This is a genomic window from Streptomyces sp. NPDC087845, from assembly GCF_044742755.1.
Lineage (GTDB): Bacteria > Actinomycetota > Actinomycetes > Streptomycetales > Streptomycetaceae > Streptomyces.
On record NZ_JBIUVC010000001.1, the window covers coordinates 439,228 to 457,849 of the forward strand.

8 protein-coding genes are annotated in these 18,622 nt (G+C 66.8%); 1 reads left to right on the forward strand and 7 read right to left on the reverse strand.

The window, feature by feature from the left end:
- Positions 1 to 240: 240 nt before the first annotated feature.
- Both ACIOMQ_RS01995 and ACIOMQ_RS02000 read right to left on the reverse strand, forming a co-directional pair.
- Complete coding sequence (locus ACIOMQ_RS01995; protein ID WP_401937474.1) at positions 241 to 651, reverse strand: hypothetical protein; 411 nt, start codon at positions 649 to 651, stop codon at positions 241 to 243.
- 5 nt (positions 652 to 656) lie between these two features.
- Positions 657 to 7,229 (reverse strand): polymorphic toxin-type HINT domain-containing protein, encoded by a 6,573-nt coding sequence (locus tag ACIOMQ_RS02000; protein WP_402187591.1) that lies wholly within the window; start codon positions 7,227 to 7,229, stop codon positions 657 to 659.
- An 822-nt stretch (positions 7,230 to 8,051) separates the two neighbouring features.
- Between ACIOMQ_RS02000 and ACIOMQ_RS02005 the strand changes: the two genes are divergently transcribed.
- Complete coding sequence (locus ACIOMQ_RS02005) at positions 8,052 to 12,131, forward strand: FG-GAP-like repeat-containing protein (protein ID WP_402187594.1); 4,080 nt, start codon at positions 8,052 to 8,054, stop codon at positions 12,129 to 12,131.
- Positions 12,132 to 12,715: 584 nt separating this feature from the next.
- On the opposite strand, the gene ACIOMQ_RS02010 is transcribed toward ACIOMQ_RS02005, so the two are convergent.
- The 5 genes from ACIOMQ_RS02010 to ACIOMQ_RS02030 all read right to left on the reverse strand — a co-directional run bounded on the left by ACIOMQ_RS02010 (position 12,716) and on the right by ACIOMQ_RS02030 (position 18,424).
- Complete coding sequence (locus tag ACIOMQ_RS02010) at positions 12,716 to 13,039, reverse strand: hypothetical protein (RefSeq protein WP_362208169.1); 324 nt, start codon at positions 13,037 to 13,039, stop codon at positions 12,716 to 12,718.
- Between the two features lie 695 nt (positions 13,040 to 13,734).
- Positions 13,735 to 14,790: a hypothetical protein gene (locus tag ACIOMQ_RS02015; RefSeq protein ID WP_362208166.1), complete on the reverse strand. Its 1,056-nt coding sequence runs from the start codon at positions 14,788 to 14,790 to the stop codon at positions 13,735 to 13,737.
- 11 nt (positions 14,791 to 14,801) lie between these two features.
- The gene (locus tag ACIOMQ_RS02020; protein WP_362208163.1) at positions 14,802 to 15,737 is read right to left on the reverse strand and encodes an N-acetylneuraminate synthase family protein; all 936 of its coding nucleotides are present in this window, start codon (positions 15,735 to 15,737) and stop codon (positions 14,802 to 14,804) included.
- A gap of 81 nt (positions 15,738 to 15,818) precedes the next feature.
- The gene (locus ACIOMQ_RS02025; RefSeq protein ID WP_402187599.1) at positions 15,819 to 17,054 is read right to left on the reverse strand and encodes a cytidylyltransferase domain-containing protein; all 1,236 of its coding nucleotides are present in this window, start codon (positions 17,052 to 17,054) and stop codon (positions 15,819 to 15,821) included.
- A gap of 20 nt (positions 17,055 to 17,074) precedes the next feature.
- Entirely contained in the window at positions 17,075 to 18,424 is a 1,350-nt protein-coding gene (locus ACIOMQ_RS02030) for a DUF6716 putative glycosyltransferase (RefSeq protein ID WP_362208158.1), read from the reverse strand.
- Between the last annotated feature and the right edge of the window lie 198 nt (positions 18,425 to 18,622).

Consider the following 18,622-nt stretch of genomic DNA (forward strand, 5'->3'; position numbering starts at 1 on the left):
AGCGCATTGCCATCGGCCTTCTCGGCAACGCCCTCCGCAACCCCGCCCGGACCCGACAGCGGCGACCCACGACACTGTGCAGCCCCCGTCCGCCGACGTTGCCGTCAACTACTGCCGTCAGAGGCTTGCGCAGTCCCGTCAGGCACGTGCCTGACGGGACTGCAGTTCACCGGTGCGAACCAAAGATCTCTTCCTACCTCAAGTTCCATTTCCCCTTGAGTGACACATTTGATCAGCCCTCTATGAGTCGATGAAGTCCGGGCTGATACCCAGCTCAAGGACATCTCGCCGAATATCTGTAACGAACTCATTGATACACGCGGTGAGATTTTCCCATGAAACGGGCGAACTCTTCACCTCCGGCGTGAAAATTGATCCCACCGTCCAGCCTGACCCGCTGCCGAGAATTCGGATCGCACCCGGCTCTTCGAAGGATAGCGAAGCGAAGAGGAAGTCCGGAGCCTTCCTCTCACCCAGAGACACCCAACGGGCAAGATCGCGCGCCAACTCCGCCACGGGGAAATAAGGCTCCTTGTAGATCACGTCACACCCATCGACCACCTCAATAGAGGCCTCGATGTTCACGAGATAGTCCGCGATCGTCGACCCTCTCAGATCACTCGCATTGATCGCGTCATAGAGAATCCTCATCTAAATCATCCCACATTGAACGGGAAGGCATTGATCACTCTTCCGTCGTTGGCCACAATGATCCTGATTCCCGTCTGGCCTTTAGTTCCGATGGTGCGTTGCATGTCCACTTCCATCTTGAAGGTGCCATCAAGGCCGTTCGGCTTGAAGCTCGCACCTCTGGATCTGAGCCCTTCGGCGACCCATGATTGCGCTTCCGATGCATCAGCTGTATTGAACTTGGCGTAGCGCCCCTCAAAGGATGAGAGATGCTTGTTCTTGATAAAGATACCCGCAGGATTTTCGGCAGCCTTAAAAGCGGCTTCCGAGGCAGAGGGTATAGCGCAGTTGCTGTTGTGAACGAGTACCGGCGTCTCACCAGCGAGTACATAGTACGTGTGCAGGCCGTCCACCGTGAGGTTGTAAGTCCTGACGTGCTTGATGAACGGGCGGTTGGCCTTGATGAGCAGAGGCTTGCCACCGTCGGAGCGCAGCGTCATACCTGGTCTGAGCTGACCGGCTGCTACCCAGCGGTGCTCCGAGAGAGACCAGAAAGGGTGCTCGTGGGTGGCGGTCAGCTTCTTGTTGCCGTCCGGCGTTTCGATGGTGAGTTCATTGAAGTTCTTGTCACCGTCGGTCGTGATGAGGCGAGTTACCTTCCGCGCCCCCGTCTCACCCGTGACAGGATCGGTGGCAATGACCTTATCGCCAACACGGATTGACTCGATGCTCTTGTGCTTGCCGTCAGGCATGAGAACTTGCGTGCCAGCCAGAAAGCACTTGCAGGGGAGGCCATACTGCCTACGCAGGGAACGTATCCCTTTGCCAAGTTGCGCAGCAAACGGGATCCTTACGGCGCGGCCTCCCGATCCCGCGTACTGACTCATCCGCAGGAATTCGAGGCCGATAAGAAAATCACCCAGCTTTTTCGGGCAACTCTTCCCCGGACCGAAACAACTGTTGGCCGCTTCGGCTACGAGATCGTCTTCGGTGATTTCTCGACCGTGTGCCGCGTAGGCAGCGAGTTGAGCGTTGTACCGCGCCCGCCAAGTCGCATACCCTCTACCGTTCGTGAATTTTCTTGCAGCGTCGGTGATGGAGCTCCCGACGATATTTACGGGATTATTCCGTGCGCGATTGTCGTTGGATGTCGGGGTTGCCGTTCTGTTCGGCGCTCCTGGACCATGGGGCTGGTTGCCGTTCCGCGTCTCGGAATGGCCGGTGCCGTCATCGAGCCACAAGCCAGTGGGGTCGCTGGAGGCAACCGGATTGTTGTTGGCATAGGTGTAGCCGTTGATCTGCTGCGGATCCTGCAGGTCCATAACCGGGTCGACAGAGATGAAGCGGCCGGTGACGGGGTCGTATTCGCGGGCGCCGAGGTGCGTCAGATCTGTATCGGTGTCCTGGGTGCCGCCGACGAATCCCTTGTCGCCCGCCCATCCGGTGGGTGCCGTGCCGCGCGGGGCTCCGAAGATCGTGCTCTTGCGTCGGGTGACGGCCTGCGTGGCGTCCGCGCTGACCTGGGTGGTGCTCGTGCCGTGGTGATCGTTGATCAGGAAGGTCAGCTTCCCACCGGTGCGCAGTGCGGCGGTTTCACCGGCCGCGCTGTAGTAGCGGCTTCCGGTGACCTTCCCCGCCTTGTCCAGGTGGAGTTCGTTGCCGGCGGGAAGATAGAGCGTGGTGCCGGTGGAGTCACGGCGGACCAAGCGCTGGCCCGAGGTGTCGTAGAGGTAGCTGGTGGTATCGGTGACCTGGGTGACGGACGCCAGGTGGCCTTCGGGGTCCCAGGCGAGGTCCTGAAGGTCGCCGTTGCCGATCTTGCGGGTCTTGGTGTTGCCGGTCGCGTCGTAGGTGTAGCTCTCGTTGTGCGGGTCGGTGCCCGTCTGGGTGACGCCGGGCAGATTGTGGGTGCCGGGCTCGGGAGCCGTGTAGGTGCGGACCGTGTCGGTGGCGGGTCCGGAGGCGGTGGTGTGCCGGGTCTCCGTCTTGCGGTTGCCGACCGCGTCGTAGGCGTACGTGGTCCAGTAGGCGTCCGGGCCGCCGACGGTCGCGGCGGCGGGCTTGGCGGCGCAGCCGTCGGTGGCGGTCCAGGCGTCGGTGATGCGGCGCAGCGCGTCCGTGAGGAAGCACTGGGTGTCGCTCTGCGCCGTGGCGTCCTGCCCGGTCGTCGTCGCGATCCTGTTGATGTTGCCCGCGAGGTCGTACGTGTACCGCACGTCGTCGATGCGCTTGGGTGCTACCTCGCGGTCGGTGAAAGCACGCGTCAACTCGCCGGTGTGTTCGTCGTATTCGTAATTCTTCCCCAGGTGCTGGCCGAAAGCTCCGTACTCCTGCTGGCTCGGTCTGCCGTAGTGGTCGTAGGTGGCGGAGTAGAGGATGGTGTCGCTTCCGGCGGCGACACCCATCGGGAGACTGGAGCGGTAGGCGTAGCTGTTGATGACGCTCTCCGCCGGCAGGTCCCCCATGGCGGGCTGCCTCGTCTCCATGAGCTGGCCGGTATCGGCGTTGTAGATGTCCGTCCACTCGTACGTGCCGGCGAGCCCCGCTTCCGAGCCCGGGACGGTGAACCTGGTCACAATGGGCTGGTAGAAGGCGTTGTAGTTGACGACCGTGCTGACGTAGGCGTCGGCGCCCTCGTAGCGGGTGGTGCTCGAGAGCTGGCCGATCCCCTTCGTCGCCTTGTCGTACTCCCAGGCGGCCCGCTTGGTGGTGCCCTGGCTCAGTGCGGTCGGGCGGCCGAGTTCGTCGTAGTCGGTGTGCAGGACGATGCCGCGGGCGTCCTTGACATCGGTCGGCCGGTCGGCCTTGTCATAGGCCGTCGTGTCGACGGTGCCCTTGTCGGGGTCCTCCGTGTGGTTCTGGCGGCCGGCGACGTCGTATCCGTAGGTCCAGACCGCGTTCGACGGGTCGGTGACCTTCTCCAGTCGCCCGAGGTGGTTGTACGCGTAGGTGGTGGACTGGGACTTGGTCCTGTCGGCATCGGTGTACTGCTTCAGTTCCACGGTGCGACCGAGCGCGTCGGTCACCGTGGTGGTGGCGGTTCCGCCGGCCGGAGGGACGACCGTCGTCGTGTCGCCGGTGTACGAGGTGGTGACGGTGCGCTTGGTGTCATTGCCGAACTTCTTGGCGATCACCGCGGTCGGGCGGCCCGCTCCGTCGAAGACCGTTTCCGTGGACGACGGGTACTTGGTCTCCTGCCCGGTCACCAGGACCGGTTCGGCGGCACCGTCGGCGTAGTACGTACCGGAATCGCGCCACGCCTGGCCCCGGCTGTCGTACGCGATCTCGGTGACCAGCCGCCCCTTGCCGTCCGGGGCCTCCGCCTGGCTCTGGCGTTCGCGGAGCAGCCCGTCGTAGAACTGGTACGAGGTCTGGTACTCGGCGTTGTGATTGAGCACCTTGCTGGTGACCACGATCGGGCCGTCGTTGCGCACCTGGTAGCCGAACGTCCGACTCGGTTTGTCCGGGTCGGTGACGGCGGAGCGGGTCGGCAGCCAGACGTTGGTGACACGGCCCAGCGGGTCGTACGCCGTCGTCGTCACCCGGGCATTGGCGTCCGTCACCTTGACCGGCTGGCCACGCAGCGGATCGAGTTCGGTGGTGACCCGATGGCCGCGGGGGTTGGTCACCGATGTACCGGTCGGGGCCTCTCCCGTCGTGGGCGTGTAGACGGTCGAGGTCTTCTTCCCGTACGGGTCCGTGACAGCAAGGGCCCGGCCGTAGATGTCGATGTCCGCCACCGCGGTGGTGGCCACGGTGTCGTAGCCGTCACCCGCCCCGTTGATCTTCTCGATCTTTGTGACGTCGCCCCTGGTGGGCGTGGACGGCGTCGCCGTCGCACCGTCGTAGTACGTGCGCTCGTCGCTGATCACGTCACCGGGGCGCGACACCGTCGCGCCGCACAGCACCCCGACCACCTCGGTGCGGGCGACCTTGTTGAGCATCCACTTCGGGACGTTGGGGGCGTAGGAGCTGGTGGTGCACTGCTCGTCACCGGACTTTGCCGCGTCTCCCGTGTCCGAGACGGAGGTGATGAGGCCGTAGTCGTTGAAGCTCCGGGTCAGCACCTGCTTGCGTTCGCCGCCGGTGATCGCGGTGCGCACTTCCTCCTTGAGCGTGCCGGTGAGGTACGCCTCGAGGTCGGGCATGTCCGAGCGCGTGCGGCCGGCCGTCCGCGCGGATCGCCAGGGGGTGTACGAAGTCGCGGAGACGAGCTTGGCGGTGTTGTCGCCGTTGTAGGTGGCGCTCTCACGCGCCTGGCCGGCGAACTGCTCACGGTCGGTGACCGCGACGCCCGTGGAGTCCTTCACCGCGGCACCGTCCAGACCGCGGAAGTACCGGGTCTCGGTCAGAGTCCGCGGGTCCAGGCCGGCCCCTGTGCGGGTCTGCACCAGACCGTAGCCGCGAGCCGTCGAGTAGGTCCGGTCGTCCTTCTTCGTGAACTCGTCGGTGCTCTTGGCCCATGCGGCACCGTTGAGGTAGCTGTATTCGGTGGTGGTGTCCGGGGTGTCGGCCAGGTTGTCGCCCTCGACGACCTTGGTCACCACATACGAGTTGAACCAGTCCTGTTTGGCCGTCTCACCCTCATACGCCCACTTCACCGGATAGCAGCGTCTGTCATTCGTGCCATCGGCCGGCGGGAGGGTGGAGGCGGTGCAGTCCGGCTGCGAGTAGTACGCGCCGATGGTGCCGCCCGTCTCCGTGGTGATCTGGTAGAGCCGCAGCCGGATGAAGGGGGCCAGCCCGTCGCCCGTCTTGTCGACCCGGTTGGCCTTCTGTTCACCGGCGAAGGTGACCGCCGGCAGGGTCGCGCTGCCGCCGACCTTGCCCGTGTGCTGGATGGACTCCAGCCACATCGGTGTGGAGATTCCGTCCCCCGAGGCCGGGAAGCCCTGCTTGAGCGCCCAGGAGTCGACCTCCTTGTAGGCGCCTCCCGTCAGCACCTTGGTGGTGATCGTGCTCAGCTTCCTGCGTGACCAGAAGCTGGGCGAATACTGGTCCTTGCACTCGGTCGCACCGGGCTTGCAGTACAGGTCGTACGGGACGTCGGGCCAGTTCTTGGCGTTCGTCTGGTCGAACGTTCCGCAACCGCTCAGGCAGCGCTCGCCGGTCCCGAATTCGACGCGGCCCATGGCCTTGGCCGCATAGGCGCCACCGTCGCGCAGCCCGTAGTCGATGTGATCGAGGTAGCTGTCTCGGTCGTACGCCGTGACCGTCGCTTTGCCGGTGGCCTCCGAGACGTTGAGGCCGTAGTTGTTGGTATCGGTGTTCCAGTAGTACGCCATGGCGTTGTCGTGCGCGTCGACGACGTAGTCGAGCTGCCAGCGCCATGCCTGCTGGCACCAGGCCGAGGCGAAGGACGCGTTGTAGCAGGGCTCACCCGACTGGTTGCCGAACACCGGTACCGTGAGGGTCGAGTTGGTGACCGGATCGTCGTCGGTGGTCGCCTTGGTGCCGTGGTCGCTCCAGCCCGGCAATTTGTTCAGACCGAAGAAGTACTGCGTGCCGTCGGTCGTGGTGATCTTCCAGTGCTCACCGACGCCGTCGACACCGGCCGTCCCCTTGTCGTCGTTGGACGCGCCGGTCAGCTTTTCGACCTTCTCGCCCGAGTCCTGAGCCGGGTGCCACCCGCTTTTCGCGTCATGGACCAGTTCGGTGCTCTTGCCGCCGAGGGAGAGCGTCGCGTTGTCGTTGTACCAGCACAGGTCGCCGACCTTGGTGGTGTTGGTGCCGTTGTCCTTGTCGTCGTTGCAGGACTTGTACCGGCGCTCGATGTAGCCGGGCTCCCAGTTCCAGCCGTCGCCGATCCAGCTCGGCTGGTTGTTGGACGCGGCGGTCTGGCCGTCGACCCGCTGCGAGGAGTAGTTCAGGGAGACGCTCGGCTGCAGTTCACCCGGGACGGACGGAACGCCGATCTCGTAGGACCAGTTGAACGCTCCGGTCGAGCCGCCGGCGCTCCACGAGCCCGATGGCTGGAGCGGCGTCGCCTTGTACGAGCCCGAGGAGCCTGCCGCACCGGCTGTCGCGGCCAGCACGGTGGCGGCGGGAGCGGTCGAGGAGACCGCGGTGCGCGCCGCGGCGCGGGGGGCGGAGTCGGCGGCCTCGGTTTCGACCTCGGCCGCCAGTGTGCTCAGTTCGGTGTCGTTCGCCGATGCGAGCGGGGTGCTGATCCGGCACTCGGGCTTCTGCGGTGTCGTCAGCACACACGCCGGGAGCTCCACCAGCCGAAGCCGTGCCGCCCAGTCACCGCCGTAGGCGCCCCGGAAGCCGGAGTAGTCGACCTTCACCTGCACGGACTGCTTGTCGCGTCCGGAGTCCGTCCGGCTCATCGACAGCAGTACTCCGTCGACGCCTGCCTCGGCCGCGGCTGCCCTGTTCGCGACCGAGACCTTGAGCTTCGCGGGACGCGTTGCGGGACCACGCGTCCGCTTGCCTGCCGGGGAGACGGAAACAGGCAGTCCTCCCACGCGCGCGGACTTGGTTCCGGCTGCTTCCAGCTCCATCTCGGCGCTGGCCGCGGTCGGCCAGGTGGTCTTCGGCGCCCCTCGCCAGGCATGAGTCCTGGCATAGTCCTTGCGCTTGTTGCCGCCGAATTTCATGGGCGCCACCGGAACGGCCCTCGGCTGCTTCACCTGAGCACCCAGATGCTCCTGCGATATTCCGGAATCCGCTGAGACAGCGGATTCCGGCAGCATCCCAAACATAAGTGCAGCAGACAATGGCAATGCCATCAAGGACTTGCCGAACCAGCTCATTCCCCACCCCTCGCCCACCCCAAGAATGACCGTCGGAAGCTAACAGATCCTTCACAGAAAAGTCACTGGTTTATCGCTGCACACCCTGAGATCGCCCGTCCATGTAGGGATATGACACCACTCCTCCCTCCCCTCCCCCCACCGAACACCCACATCTGAAAATGTCCGAAACATTCACCTTTCGAGAAAATATCCATCATTGAGTCGTTTAATTTCACATTGGATGCATTCACCCTTGCCAGAGATGCCGCCCTGAAATCATGAGCCGCCCTGCACTTCATGAGGCCGAGCCGCCACCTATAGGGTCGGAGCGAAGATCCATGACTTCCTGGGGGGAGCAAAATGAATCGCTTTACCAAACGAACCGTTCAAAGAGACAGAACCCGGCTTCGAGCCATTTCTCTGGCACTGGCCACCGTCGTCGGATCGGCCGGAGCCCTGACACCGGTCGCCTCTGCGGCCGCGGTCGCATCCGCGCCGAGCAACGCTGCTACTGCCGCTGCCGACGACCCTGTGGACGACGGCTCGGTCAGCGAGGAGGACAGGGCACTGGAAACGGCCAAGTCCACCAACGCGCCGGCTGAGTTGGCATCTGCGCGTACAGAGACGTCGGACACCTGGGCGCTGCCTGATGGCTCCTTCTCGGTCAAGCGCTACGGATCTCCCGTGCGACTGTTCCTAAACGGCGCCTGGGTCGCGACGGACCCCAGCCTGGCATTCGCCGCCGATGGCACGGTCGTACCCCGGGCGACCACGGTGAACGTCGCCTTCTCCGGAGGCGGAACGGGACCGCTGCTGTCCGGCGTGAAGGACGGCCGTACGCTCACGCTGTCCTGGCCGACCGCTCTGCCCAAGCCGGTGCTCGCCGAGAACGTGGCCACGTACAGCGAGATCCTGCCCGGGGTGGATCTGCAACTGAAGGCCGAAATCGAGGGCTTCTCCCAGCTGCTGGTGGTCAAGACCGCCGAGGCCGCCAAGAACCCCGAACTGGCCACCCTGAAATTCAAGATGAAGACAGCGGGACTGACCGTCACGGCCGACCCCGACACCGGCAGCATCTCGGCCGGTGACCCGGCGGGCCAGACCGTCTTCACCAGCCCCTCGCCCCTGATGTGGGACTCGAAGACCGCCACGTCCGGTGCTGCCGCCAAAACCGCCTCCCCCACCGCTACCACCGGGACGACACCCTCGGACGCCTTCGAGCCCCCGCCCGGTGCCACCGACGCCCAGCTGCCGGCCACGGTGGTCGGCGACAGCATCGAGATCAAGCCTGACCAGGCCCTCCTGACCGGAGCCGACACCAGGTACCCCGTCTACATCGACCCGTCCTGGGCCTGGGGCAAGAAGGAGAACTGGACCCGGGTCTATAAGAAGTACCCCAACTCCTCCTTCTGGAATGCCAACGAGGTCGCCCGCGTGGGCTACGAGAACGAGACTCTCGGACTCTCCCGCTCCTTCTTCCAGGTCGATACGGACAACCTCAAGGGCGTACAGGTCAAGTCGTCGACGTTCAGGATCAAGAACGTCTGGTCCTGGTCCTGCCAGGCCAGGCCGGTCGAGATCTGGCAGACCAAAACCATCTCCAAGAAGACGACATGGAACAACCAGCCGGCCAAGGTCGGCAGCACACCGCTCAAGACCGTGAACGACTCCAAGGGATGGAGCAAGGACTGCGCCGCCGGCAACCTTGAGTTCGACGTCACCTCCAAGGTGCGCGACGCCGCCGCGGGCAACTGGTCGAGCCTCACGCTGGGGCTCTACGCGTCCAACGAGCAGGACACGTACGGCTGGAAGAAGTTCGACGCCAAGACCGCCGTCCTGGAGACCACGTACAACAACCCGCCCAAGACCCCGTACGACCTGGGCACCAACCCCAAGTCGTCCTGCTCCGCGGGCGGACTCATCGGCAACACCAGGGTCAGCGTGCACGCGACCGTGGACGACCCCGATGCCGGCAACCTCACCGCCCAGTTCCAGATCTTCAAGAGCGGCAGCACCACTCCAGTGGTCGACCAGTCCCTCTCCGCCCTGAAGAAGCGAGTGGTCACGCTTCCGGTCCCGGACGCTTCCCTCCCCACGGGGGACTACACCTGGAAGGTCCGTGCCAAGGACAGCGACGGCGCGACCTCCGGCTGGAGCTCGACGTGCGCGTTCTCGGTGGACCGCACACGGCCGAGCAGCCCGCCCCGGATCAGCTCCGCGTACTTCCCGGACGGCGAGAACGGTTGGCCGGAAACGACGGGCAAGGCCCGTACGCCGGGCTCGTTCACCCTTGAGGCGAACGGCGTCACGGATGTCGAGCAGTACGGCTGGTACACCGACTCGGACCCGGAAGTCAGCTACATCGCAGCCAGCGGTCAATCGGCTTCCGTGACCAGCACCCCGCCCGGTTACGGGGCGCATTTCCTCTACGCGTTCAGCGTCGACAGAGCGGGCAATCGTTCGGACACCGCCACCTACGTCTACTACGCGACGCGGTCGGCCGAGCGAGACGCCCCCGGTGACCTCAACGGTGATGGCATCAAGGACATCTGGAGCGTGGACTCGAACGGCACACTGCTCACCTACTCCGGGCAGCAGGGCGGTGTGTTCTCGTCGGCGACCAACGGAGGTCAGGCCTTCGAGGACGCCGACATCGCGTACCGGACGGACTGGGGCCAGGACGGGTACACCGACCTCGTCACGCTTGAGTACAACCCGGTCGCCAAGCGCAAGAACCTCTGGACCTACACCAACAACGGCCTGGGCATCGCCACCACCGACTACAAGGAGGGCAAGCAGCCGCTGACCGTCACGTGCCCGGTCGTCGACGAGGACTACGGCTGCGTGGGCGAGCCGGGATGGACCGGGAACGATCACTGGAGCAACGCCGAGCAGATCATCGCTCCCGGCGACCTGAACGCGGACGGCAAGCCCGACCTTCTCGTGAAGCAGGGCACATTGCTCTGGGCGTACTACGGAGACTTCAACAAGCGGCTGAGCTCCCCGGTGTTGGTGGGCACCAACGACTGGGACAAGTTCACCGTCCTCTGCCCCGGCGACCTGAACAACGACGGCCTCGCCGACCTGTGGCTCCGGAACAAGTCCACGGGGGAGATCTTCCGTGCCTACGGCAGCAAGGGGCCGGACGGGCTGCTGGACCCGACCGCCTGGGGCAATGCCTCGGCACGGGTGAAGGTCGGCGCCGGCTATCCCGCGAGTGAGTATCCGACCCTCGGCACCGTCGGTGACCTCACGGGTGACGGTGTGGCCGACCTGTGGGGCCGCAAGACCGACAACACCATGACCGGCTGGCCGGGCCAGGTCACCGACACGGTCTTCTCCTTCGGTACCGCGTTCCCGATCGACGGCACCGTCGGAGGTACGCGGATCCCGGCAGGTACGACGCTCGCTGCCGGTCAGTCCTATACCTCCCGTTCGGCGAAGCTCACCATGAAGGACGACGGCGACCTGGAGATCTCCTCCAACGCCGGCCGTCGCCTCTGGTCCACCGGGACCGCCGGGAACCCCGGAGCGAAAGCGGTCATGCAGGCCAAGGGCAACCTGGTGGTCTACAAGGCCGACGGCAGCACCGTGCTGTGGGATTCGAAGACCAGCGGTGCGGAAGGGTACGCGGTGCTGCAGGACCGGGGGAACCTGGTCGTTCACAACGTCAAGGGACAGTCTCTGTGGAGCAGTGGGACCGCTCTTCGGCACGACTACAACGGCGATGGGCGCAGTGATCTGGCCGACTGGTACGACCACGTCGATGGCTCGGACACCATTCACAGCTTCCTGACGAACTCCGACGGAACCTTCAGGACTCCGTTCGCCGGGTGGAACGTCCCGCCGGACTCGTGGGCGGCGGCTCATATGAAGCGCACCACGGGTGACTTCAACGGGGACGGGATCGGCGACGTCGCGGCTGTGTACGGGTATGCCGACGGCCGGGTGGCTCTGTGGACGTGGCTCGGCACCCAGAGCGGCAAGTTCGGAACGCCGTTCGCGTCGTGGAAGGTCGCTGCCGGCAATTGGGGCTTCGAACGAATGAATGTGCACAGCGGCGATTTCAATGGCGACGGACGGGACGATGTCGCCGTCTGGTACGACTACGTGGACGGACACGATGCGCTGTGGACCTTTACCGCAGACGTCCGGGGCGGCTTCAACACACCGTTCATGTCGTGGACCAGCCCGACGGGCAGCTGGTCGGCTTCACGCGACAAGCCGGTCACCGGTGACTTCAACGGTGATGGACGGGACGATCTCGCCGTCTTCCACGGATACGCCGACGGAAGCAACAAGATATTCACGTTCCTCACCTCGCCCACAGGCGCGTTCAAGTCCCCGGTCGGTTCCTGGACCAGTACGTCGTGGGGGAGTTGGGCAAGTACGACCGTTCACTCCGGCGACTTCGACGGGGACGGTCGGGACGACATCGCCGCCTGGTACGACTACGCCGATGGCCACGACAGCATCTACACCTTCCCCAGTAGCACGACGGGCACCTTCAGCGCTCTGTCCGAGGCCTGGACCACCCCGGCGGGCTCGATGTGGCGTGAGCACATGTCGATCGTCATCGGTGACTACAACGGGGATGGCTTGGACGACTTCGGAGCCCTGTACGGCTACGACGACGGCAGCATCAAGGCCTGGACATGGTCGGCCCGGTCGGATCGCACGTTCGCAAAGCCTGTGAGCAGTTGGGGAGTTGCCTCCGGCTACAGCTTCGCCCGCTCCTACGTGGTGGAGCGATACGGCAGCTGACAGCACAAGGGGCTGTGGCCGGGGTCACCATCGTGCCGGTCACAGCCCCCTGTTGACTGACGGGCGCGGCGCCGGGACTCGTGGGTAGCCGGTCACGCATGTCTATGACGCGTGAGGCACGAGGCCTGGCGTGCAGGTATCGGGAGTGCCCTGTGTCGAAGGTGTCTCGTCGGACAGCGTTGGGGGCATTCGGGGTCGGTACTGCCGCGATCACCGGATATCGCATGCTGGACGGATCGGGCTCGGCCACGCATGCCGGCGACAGCCCCGTGATGCGGGAGAACCGTGCGGCCGGATCGCGAGCGTGGTCCGGGGGCCGGGCAGGCACGAAGGGGGCGACGGACGAGCTGGTCCAGATTCAGGGCTACGCGTCGAAGACTTCGGTGAGTTGTGGCGAGTCGGTCGACTTCCACCTGTCGTCGCACGTCGCCCAGGAGCGCACGGTGGCGATCTACCGCATCGGCCATTACGGCGGATCGGGCGCCCGGCATCTGGTGACGAGCGATGGAGTGCACGTGCGGCCCCGGACCAAGCCCAGTGCTGCTGCCGTCCGCCATCTCCCCCGACACCCGCCCCCTCACCATCTACTGGTCGAAAACAAACAAGATGTGGTCGTCGTCCAAGTACTTGATATCGACCTCGCAGCCTTTCTGTACTTTCGACGAGTAGAAGGAAGAAATGGTGTCACTGCCTTCCACGCTCCTGGTCACACCGTCCTCATTCCATGAGAGCCGGTATTTTATGTTGACGCTCCCACCATCATTCGAACTGATGTAACGAACGTACTCCACCAGGGCACGAATATCGCGCCCGTGTGACCGGATTTCATGGTCGCGCTTGAAGAGATGGACGATATAGGCAAAACTGCCCACGACAATAACGACAGAAATAACGGCAGCAAAAATCATGGATGACCCCTCGCGTAAAAGCGCAGTCTAACGTCGCCCGCCAACGCTGTCACAGCAATATGGTCAAACCCACAGGTGGGTGATCGGGTGGGCGATCTGGTGGCTGCCCGGCCGCCGTCGACTCGGCCTCGCTGCGAGCACCACTCCTGCGACCGGTTTCCTCGTGCCAATTCTGCGCGAGTGGCGAGCAATTGAACCCACGAGTTTTCCGCGTTCCGCAAGTACTTCGGCTTTTTCGGGAGGAACAGGCGCGGCATGTGCCCGGTCATCCGGGCTTTGTCATCCCGCCCAAGGGAATGCTGCGTGGAGACACCTTGCGACGGCTGGTCCGCCATCCGTCAGTGGTGCGCACGATGGTGTCGCCGTAGGAAACGGAACCGCAGGAGCCGTCCGCTTCGATACCCAGGTCCTTGGACCGGACGTGCGCCCAGTTCGATGATGGCCGAGCGGTCTTCACGAGCGAGTGACACACGTGTCCTCTCCGGCCCGGCGCGGAAAGGCCAGACCAGACCAGACCAGACCAGACCAGACCGAGCTTCTCTTTTGTCGTCCTCGGCGAGGAGGGTGGCGATGACTTCTTCCGGAGAGGTCTCGCCCACCGGCGGGCCGGTGACCAACCACCTCGTCGCGCAGCGGTGCCGGGGCGACCGGGGCCAGGGGCGGCGCCCCGGTCGTGGGCCGGTGGGCGGGCGGGGCTACGCCTCCGTGATCGCTGTCGCCCGCCAGGGGGCCAGGCGCTGGACGTCGCGGGCCGTTTCCGTGACGCCGCTCAGGAAGCCCTGGGCGCGCGGGGACGCCGTGTCGCGGAGCCATTCCGGGGCGATGTCGCAGACCGCGACCTTGACGTCCGTGCCGGCCAGGGCCAGAGGGAGGGTGTGGACGACCGTGGAGGGGAAGCTCAGGACCGTGCGGCCGATGGGGCCCCGGCGGGCTATGAGTTCCAGGGGGAGATCGGGGCGGACGATCTCCAGGCCGGTGGCGGCTTCCAGGGCGTGGAGTTTCTCGGTGGACTCGCGGCGGTGGGCGAAGTAGCGAGTGGCCTGGTGGGTGCGGGCCAGGGCCGCGACGGCCTCCAGGTACTGGGCCCGGTCGAGGACTCCGGTCTCGACGAGCGAGGTGCCGACCAGGTCGGCGCCCTTGGTGAGCAGCGGCGGGCCGAAGCGGGCGCGGGTCCAGGCGAAGGTGTTGGAGGTGACGGTGACACCGGCCGGGGCCTCGACCGGCATGGCCGTGAAGACCTCGACCGTGCGGGTCGCGGACGGGGTGAAGCGGCTGCGGGCGCGGGCGGTGACCGGGGCCAGGACGAGGTCGCGCGGACCCGGGCTGCCCTTGCGGTGCCAGCGCACCAGCCGTTCGCCGCGCGCGAGTTGGGCGACGAACTCCATGGTGGCCGTGCCGTCGTCGACCACCGTGAGGCGGCGGGCGCGGACCAGGGTGAGCAGCAGCTGGACGTAGCGGGAGAACGGGTCGCCGATGACGATGCGGTCCGCTCCGCGCAGAAGTCCGGTCAGTGAGCGCAGGGTCTTCAGGGGCGCGCCCGTGCCGCCGCGCGCCTCCTGCCAGCGGACGTTGACGCCCTCGTCGCGGGCCAGCTCCGCCATCCGGCGCAGCTGGCCGCGCGACATCGGGTCGACCGGGGGAAGGACGACGACCGTGATGTCCGTGAGGACCTGGTCGTCGCCTCCCTCTGTGTAGGCCCACTCCAGGACGTTCAGGAGCTGGACCGGGCTCTCGACGAAGGCGAGGTTCACCGGTCGGCCCGTCAGACCGCGACCGGCTCGGCGGCCGGAGCCTCGTCGGCGTTCTCGGCGACGACGCCCGCGACCCGGCGGAGCTTCTTCATCGGGCCGAGCTCGGACTCGTACACCTTCTTGATGCCGTCGCCGAGCGAGGCCTCGATGGTGCGGATGTCTCGGACGAGACGGGTGAGGCCCTGCGGCTCGACGGAGGCGGCCTGGTCGGAGCCCCACATGGCGCGGTCCAGGGTGATGTGGCGCTCGACGAACGCGGCGCCGAGGGCGACGGCGGCGAGGGTCGTCTGGAGGCCGGTCTCGTGGCCGCTGTAGCCGATCGGGACGTTGGGGAACTCCTGCTGGAGGGTGTTGATGACCCGCAGGTTCAGCTCCTCGGCCTTGGCCGGGTAGGTCGAAGTGGCGTGGCAGAGCAGGATGTTGTCCGATCCCAGGACCTCCACGGCGTGGCGGATCTGGCGCGGGGTCGACATGCCGGTGGAGAGGATGACCGTGCGGCCGGTCGCCCTGAGGGCGCGCAGGAGTTCGTCGTCGGTGAGGGAGGCCGAGGCCACCTTGTGCGCGGGGACGTCGAACTTCTCCAGGAAGGCGACGGCCTCGGTGTCCCACGGGGAGGCGAACCAGTCGATGCCGCGCTTGGCGCAGTGCTCGGAGATGGCCAGGTACTCGGCCTCGCCGAACTCGACGCGGTGCCGGTAGTCGATGTACGTCATCCGGCCCCAGGGGGTGTCGCGCTCGATGTCCCACTGGTCGCGCGGGGTGCAGATCTCCGGGGTGCGCTTCTGGAACTTGACGGCGTCGCAGCCGGCTTCGGCCGCCACGTCGATCAGCGCGAGGGCGTTGCCGAGGTCGCCGTTGTGGTTGATGCCGATCTCGCCGGTGACGTAGACGGGGTGGCCCGGGCCCGCGGTGCGGGTGCCGAGGGTGCGCAGACGGGAGGTGTTCATGGGTGGTGTTCCTTAGCTTGGGGGTTGGGGGTTGGGGGCTTGGGGGGCCCGGGGGTTGCTCGGGGCTTGGGGGCCCCAGGGTTATTCGCGGGACTGAGCGGGAGTCGTGGTCGTGAGGGTGGGGCCCAGCAGCCAGGCCGCGATCTCGCGGATGGCGCCGAAGCCGCCGGGGGTCGTGGTGACGGCGCGCGCCGCGGCCCGTACCGAGTCGTGGGCGCTCGCGACCGCGACCGGCCAGCCGGCGAGTGCGAAGCACGGCAGGTCGTTGACGTCGTTGCCCACGTAGAGGACACGTTCCGGAGCGACGGACTGTTCGTCGCACCATTGCTTGAGGGCCAGGTCCTTGCGGTCGATGCCGTGCAGGACCGGGATGCGGAGCTTGTGGGCGCGGGCGGCGACGACCGGGTTCTGTTCCGTGGAGAGGATCAGCAGCGGCATTCCGGCCTTGCGCAGGGCCGCGATGCCCAGCCCGTCGCCGCGGTGGACGGCGACGGTCTCGCGTCCGTCGGCGTCGATGAGGACCCGGTCGTCGGTCTGTGTGCCGTCGAAGTCGAGGACGACCGCGTCGATGTCGTCGAGGGTGGGCAGCGGTGAGGGGTCCAGGAGCGGCGCGAGGGCGCGGGCGCGGGCCAGGTCGTGCGGGTCGTCGATCTCCAGGACCCGGGCGGCGTCGGTGCGCACCAGGGCGGTGTGGCCGAAGAAGCGGTGGCGGTGGGTGCGGAAGCCGGCGGCGTTCATGGCGTACGCGGTGCCGGTCTCCAGCAGGTCCTCGGGGCGGTCCTGCCGCATCTGCCGGACGGACTTGTCGTGGTTGACGCCGTGGTTGTCCTTCTCCGACACACCGCCGTCGCGCCAGAGGAAGCCGTGGAAGGGCGCGACCGTGACCGCCGTGTCGGCGCCGTCGCGGGCGACCGCCGCGGCGACGCCGTCGATGTCCTCCCGCACGACGAAGGGGCTGGTGCACTGGACCAGCAGCACCACGTCGGCCGTACGGGAGTGCATCGCCTCGTACGCGTCCAGGGCGTGCAGCACCGCGTCCTCGCTGCTCGACCTGTCCCCGGCGATGGCGGCGGGGCGCTGGACGATGTGCACCCGCTCCGGGGCGCCCAGCGTGTCGCCCGCGGCGCGGGCCGCGTCGGCGATGGCCGCGTCGTCGGTCGTCACGACGACGTCCGTGACCTCGCGGGAGGTCAGGCAGGCGCGTACGGCGCGGGCGACCAGCGGTACGCCGCCGACCTGGGCGAGGTTCTTGGCCGGGACGCCCTTGGATCCGCCGCGGGCGGGGATCACGGCGAGCACGGTCGGGGTCGGGGTCATCTCTGCTCCTGAGGTCGTGTTCACAGCTCGCCCATCCGTCGGATCACCGGGGCGACCCGCTGGACGCCCTGCCGGTACGCGCCCCGCGCCGCCTCCCGGACCGCGTCGCGCACCGCGCCGCGCACCCCGCCGGTCTCGCGCGGCCGGTCGGCGCCCGGCAGCGGACGGCCGTCGGGTGCCAGGTGGTGGCGGGCGAGGATGCCGGGGAGATAGCCGGGCGCGGTGGCGGGTGTGTAGTACGGGGCGAGGTCGGGCAGGCGGGCGGCGGCGAGCAGGGCGTCGACGCGGGCGCGGGCGTTGTCGTAGGCCGTGGCGTACGTGCCGTCGGCGGCGACTCCCTGGCCGGCCAGCCATTCCGGGTCGGGCTCCGGACGGAAGCCGCCGTCCAGGTGGTCCCAGGAGGTGAGCAGGCCGGAGCCGATGAAGTGGTGGTTGCCGAGGGTCTCGCGGACGCCGAGATCGGTGAGGATCGCGGTCGGGATGCGCCGGTGCAGGGACTCCAGCGCGGCGGTCGAGGAGACCGTGACCAGCAGATCGGCGCGGTCCAGGACCTCGCCCATGTGCCCGTACACCAGACGGAAGTTGGGCGGTGGCCCGCCGGGCAGCTTCTCCGCGAGCCGCTGGTACGGGAGTTCCTCGATGTGCGTGGTGTGCTCGCCGGGCTTGGAACGCAGCTTCAGCAGCACCTCGCGGTCCGGGTGCAGCCTGGCGTGCTCGACGAGCCTGCGCAGCAGGTACGTGCGGTCGGCGCGGGAGGCCGGTACGGAGGGCTGGGCGGCGAAGACGACCGTGTCGCGGCCCTCCTGCGGGCGGTGCGGTGCGCCGCCGAGGAACGGCAGGGCGGCCTCCGTGACGGCCGAGGCGTCGGCGCCCACCCCCTCGTACACGGCGCGGAAACGCTCCGCGTCGTGGCGGGAGTTGGCGAGGACGACGTCCGCGCCGTGCCGCAGCAGCAGTCCGTCGGCGAGCTTCTCGTAGACGACGCCGACGTAGCCGGTGACGACGACGGGCCTGGCCGGCAGGCGCAGCGCGGCGAGGCCGTGCAGCATCGCCTGAACGGCTCCCCCGACGAGGGCGAGGACGACGACGTCGTACCCCTCGTCCCGCACCGTGTGCAGGAATTCGACCGCCGTGACCTCGCGCACCCGGTCGGTGTCGACACCGACGTCGCCGACCTCGGCGAGCTGGCGCGGGGTCGGGGTGGCCCGGCCGCGCAGCAGGAGTCCGGTGATCTCTACGCGCTGCGCCGTTTCCCCGGACGCGCCGGTGGTGAGGCGGCGCGCGGTGAGCGCGCCCCATTTCCACCGGGTGTCGGAGTCGGCGAGTACGGCTACCCGGAGGGCGGTCGTCCTATCGGTACGTGGGGGCACGCCCCAGAACTTAGGAAGGCATTTCGATTCGCGGCCCAACGCGACGGCAACAGCTGGTTAACAGCCCGCCGACGATCGGCGAATCCGCCTCGCAAATGCCCCGCATTGAACAAGTAATCGATCCGGTTCATCATTTCGACATTCTTCGTTCACCTGTCGTCCTTTCCGGGGCCAAGGCAAATGACGGGCCCCCGCCTA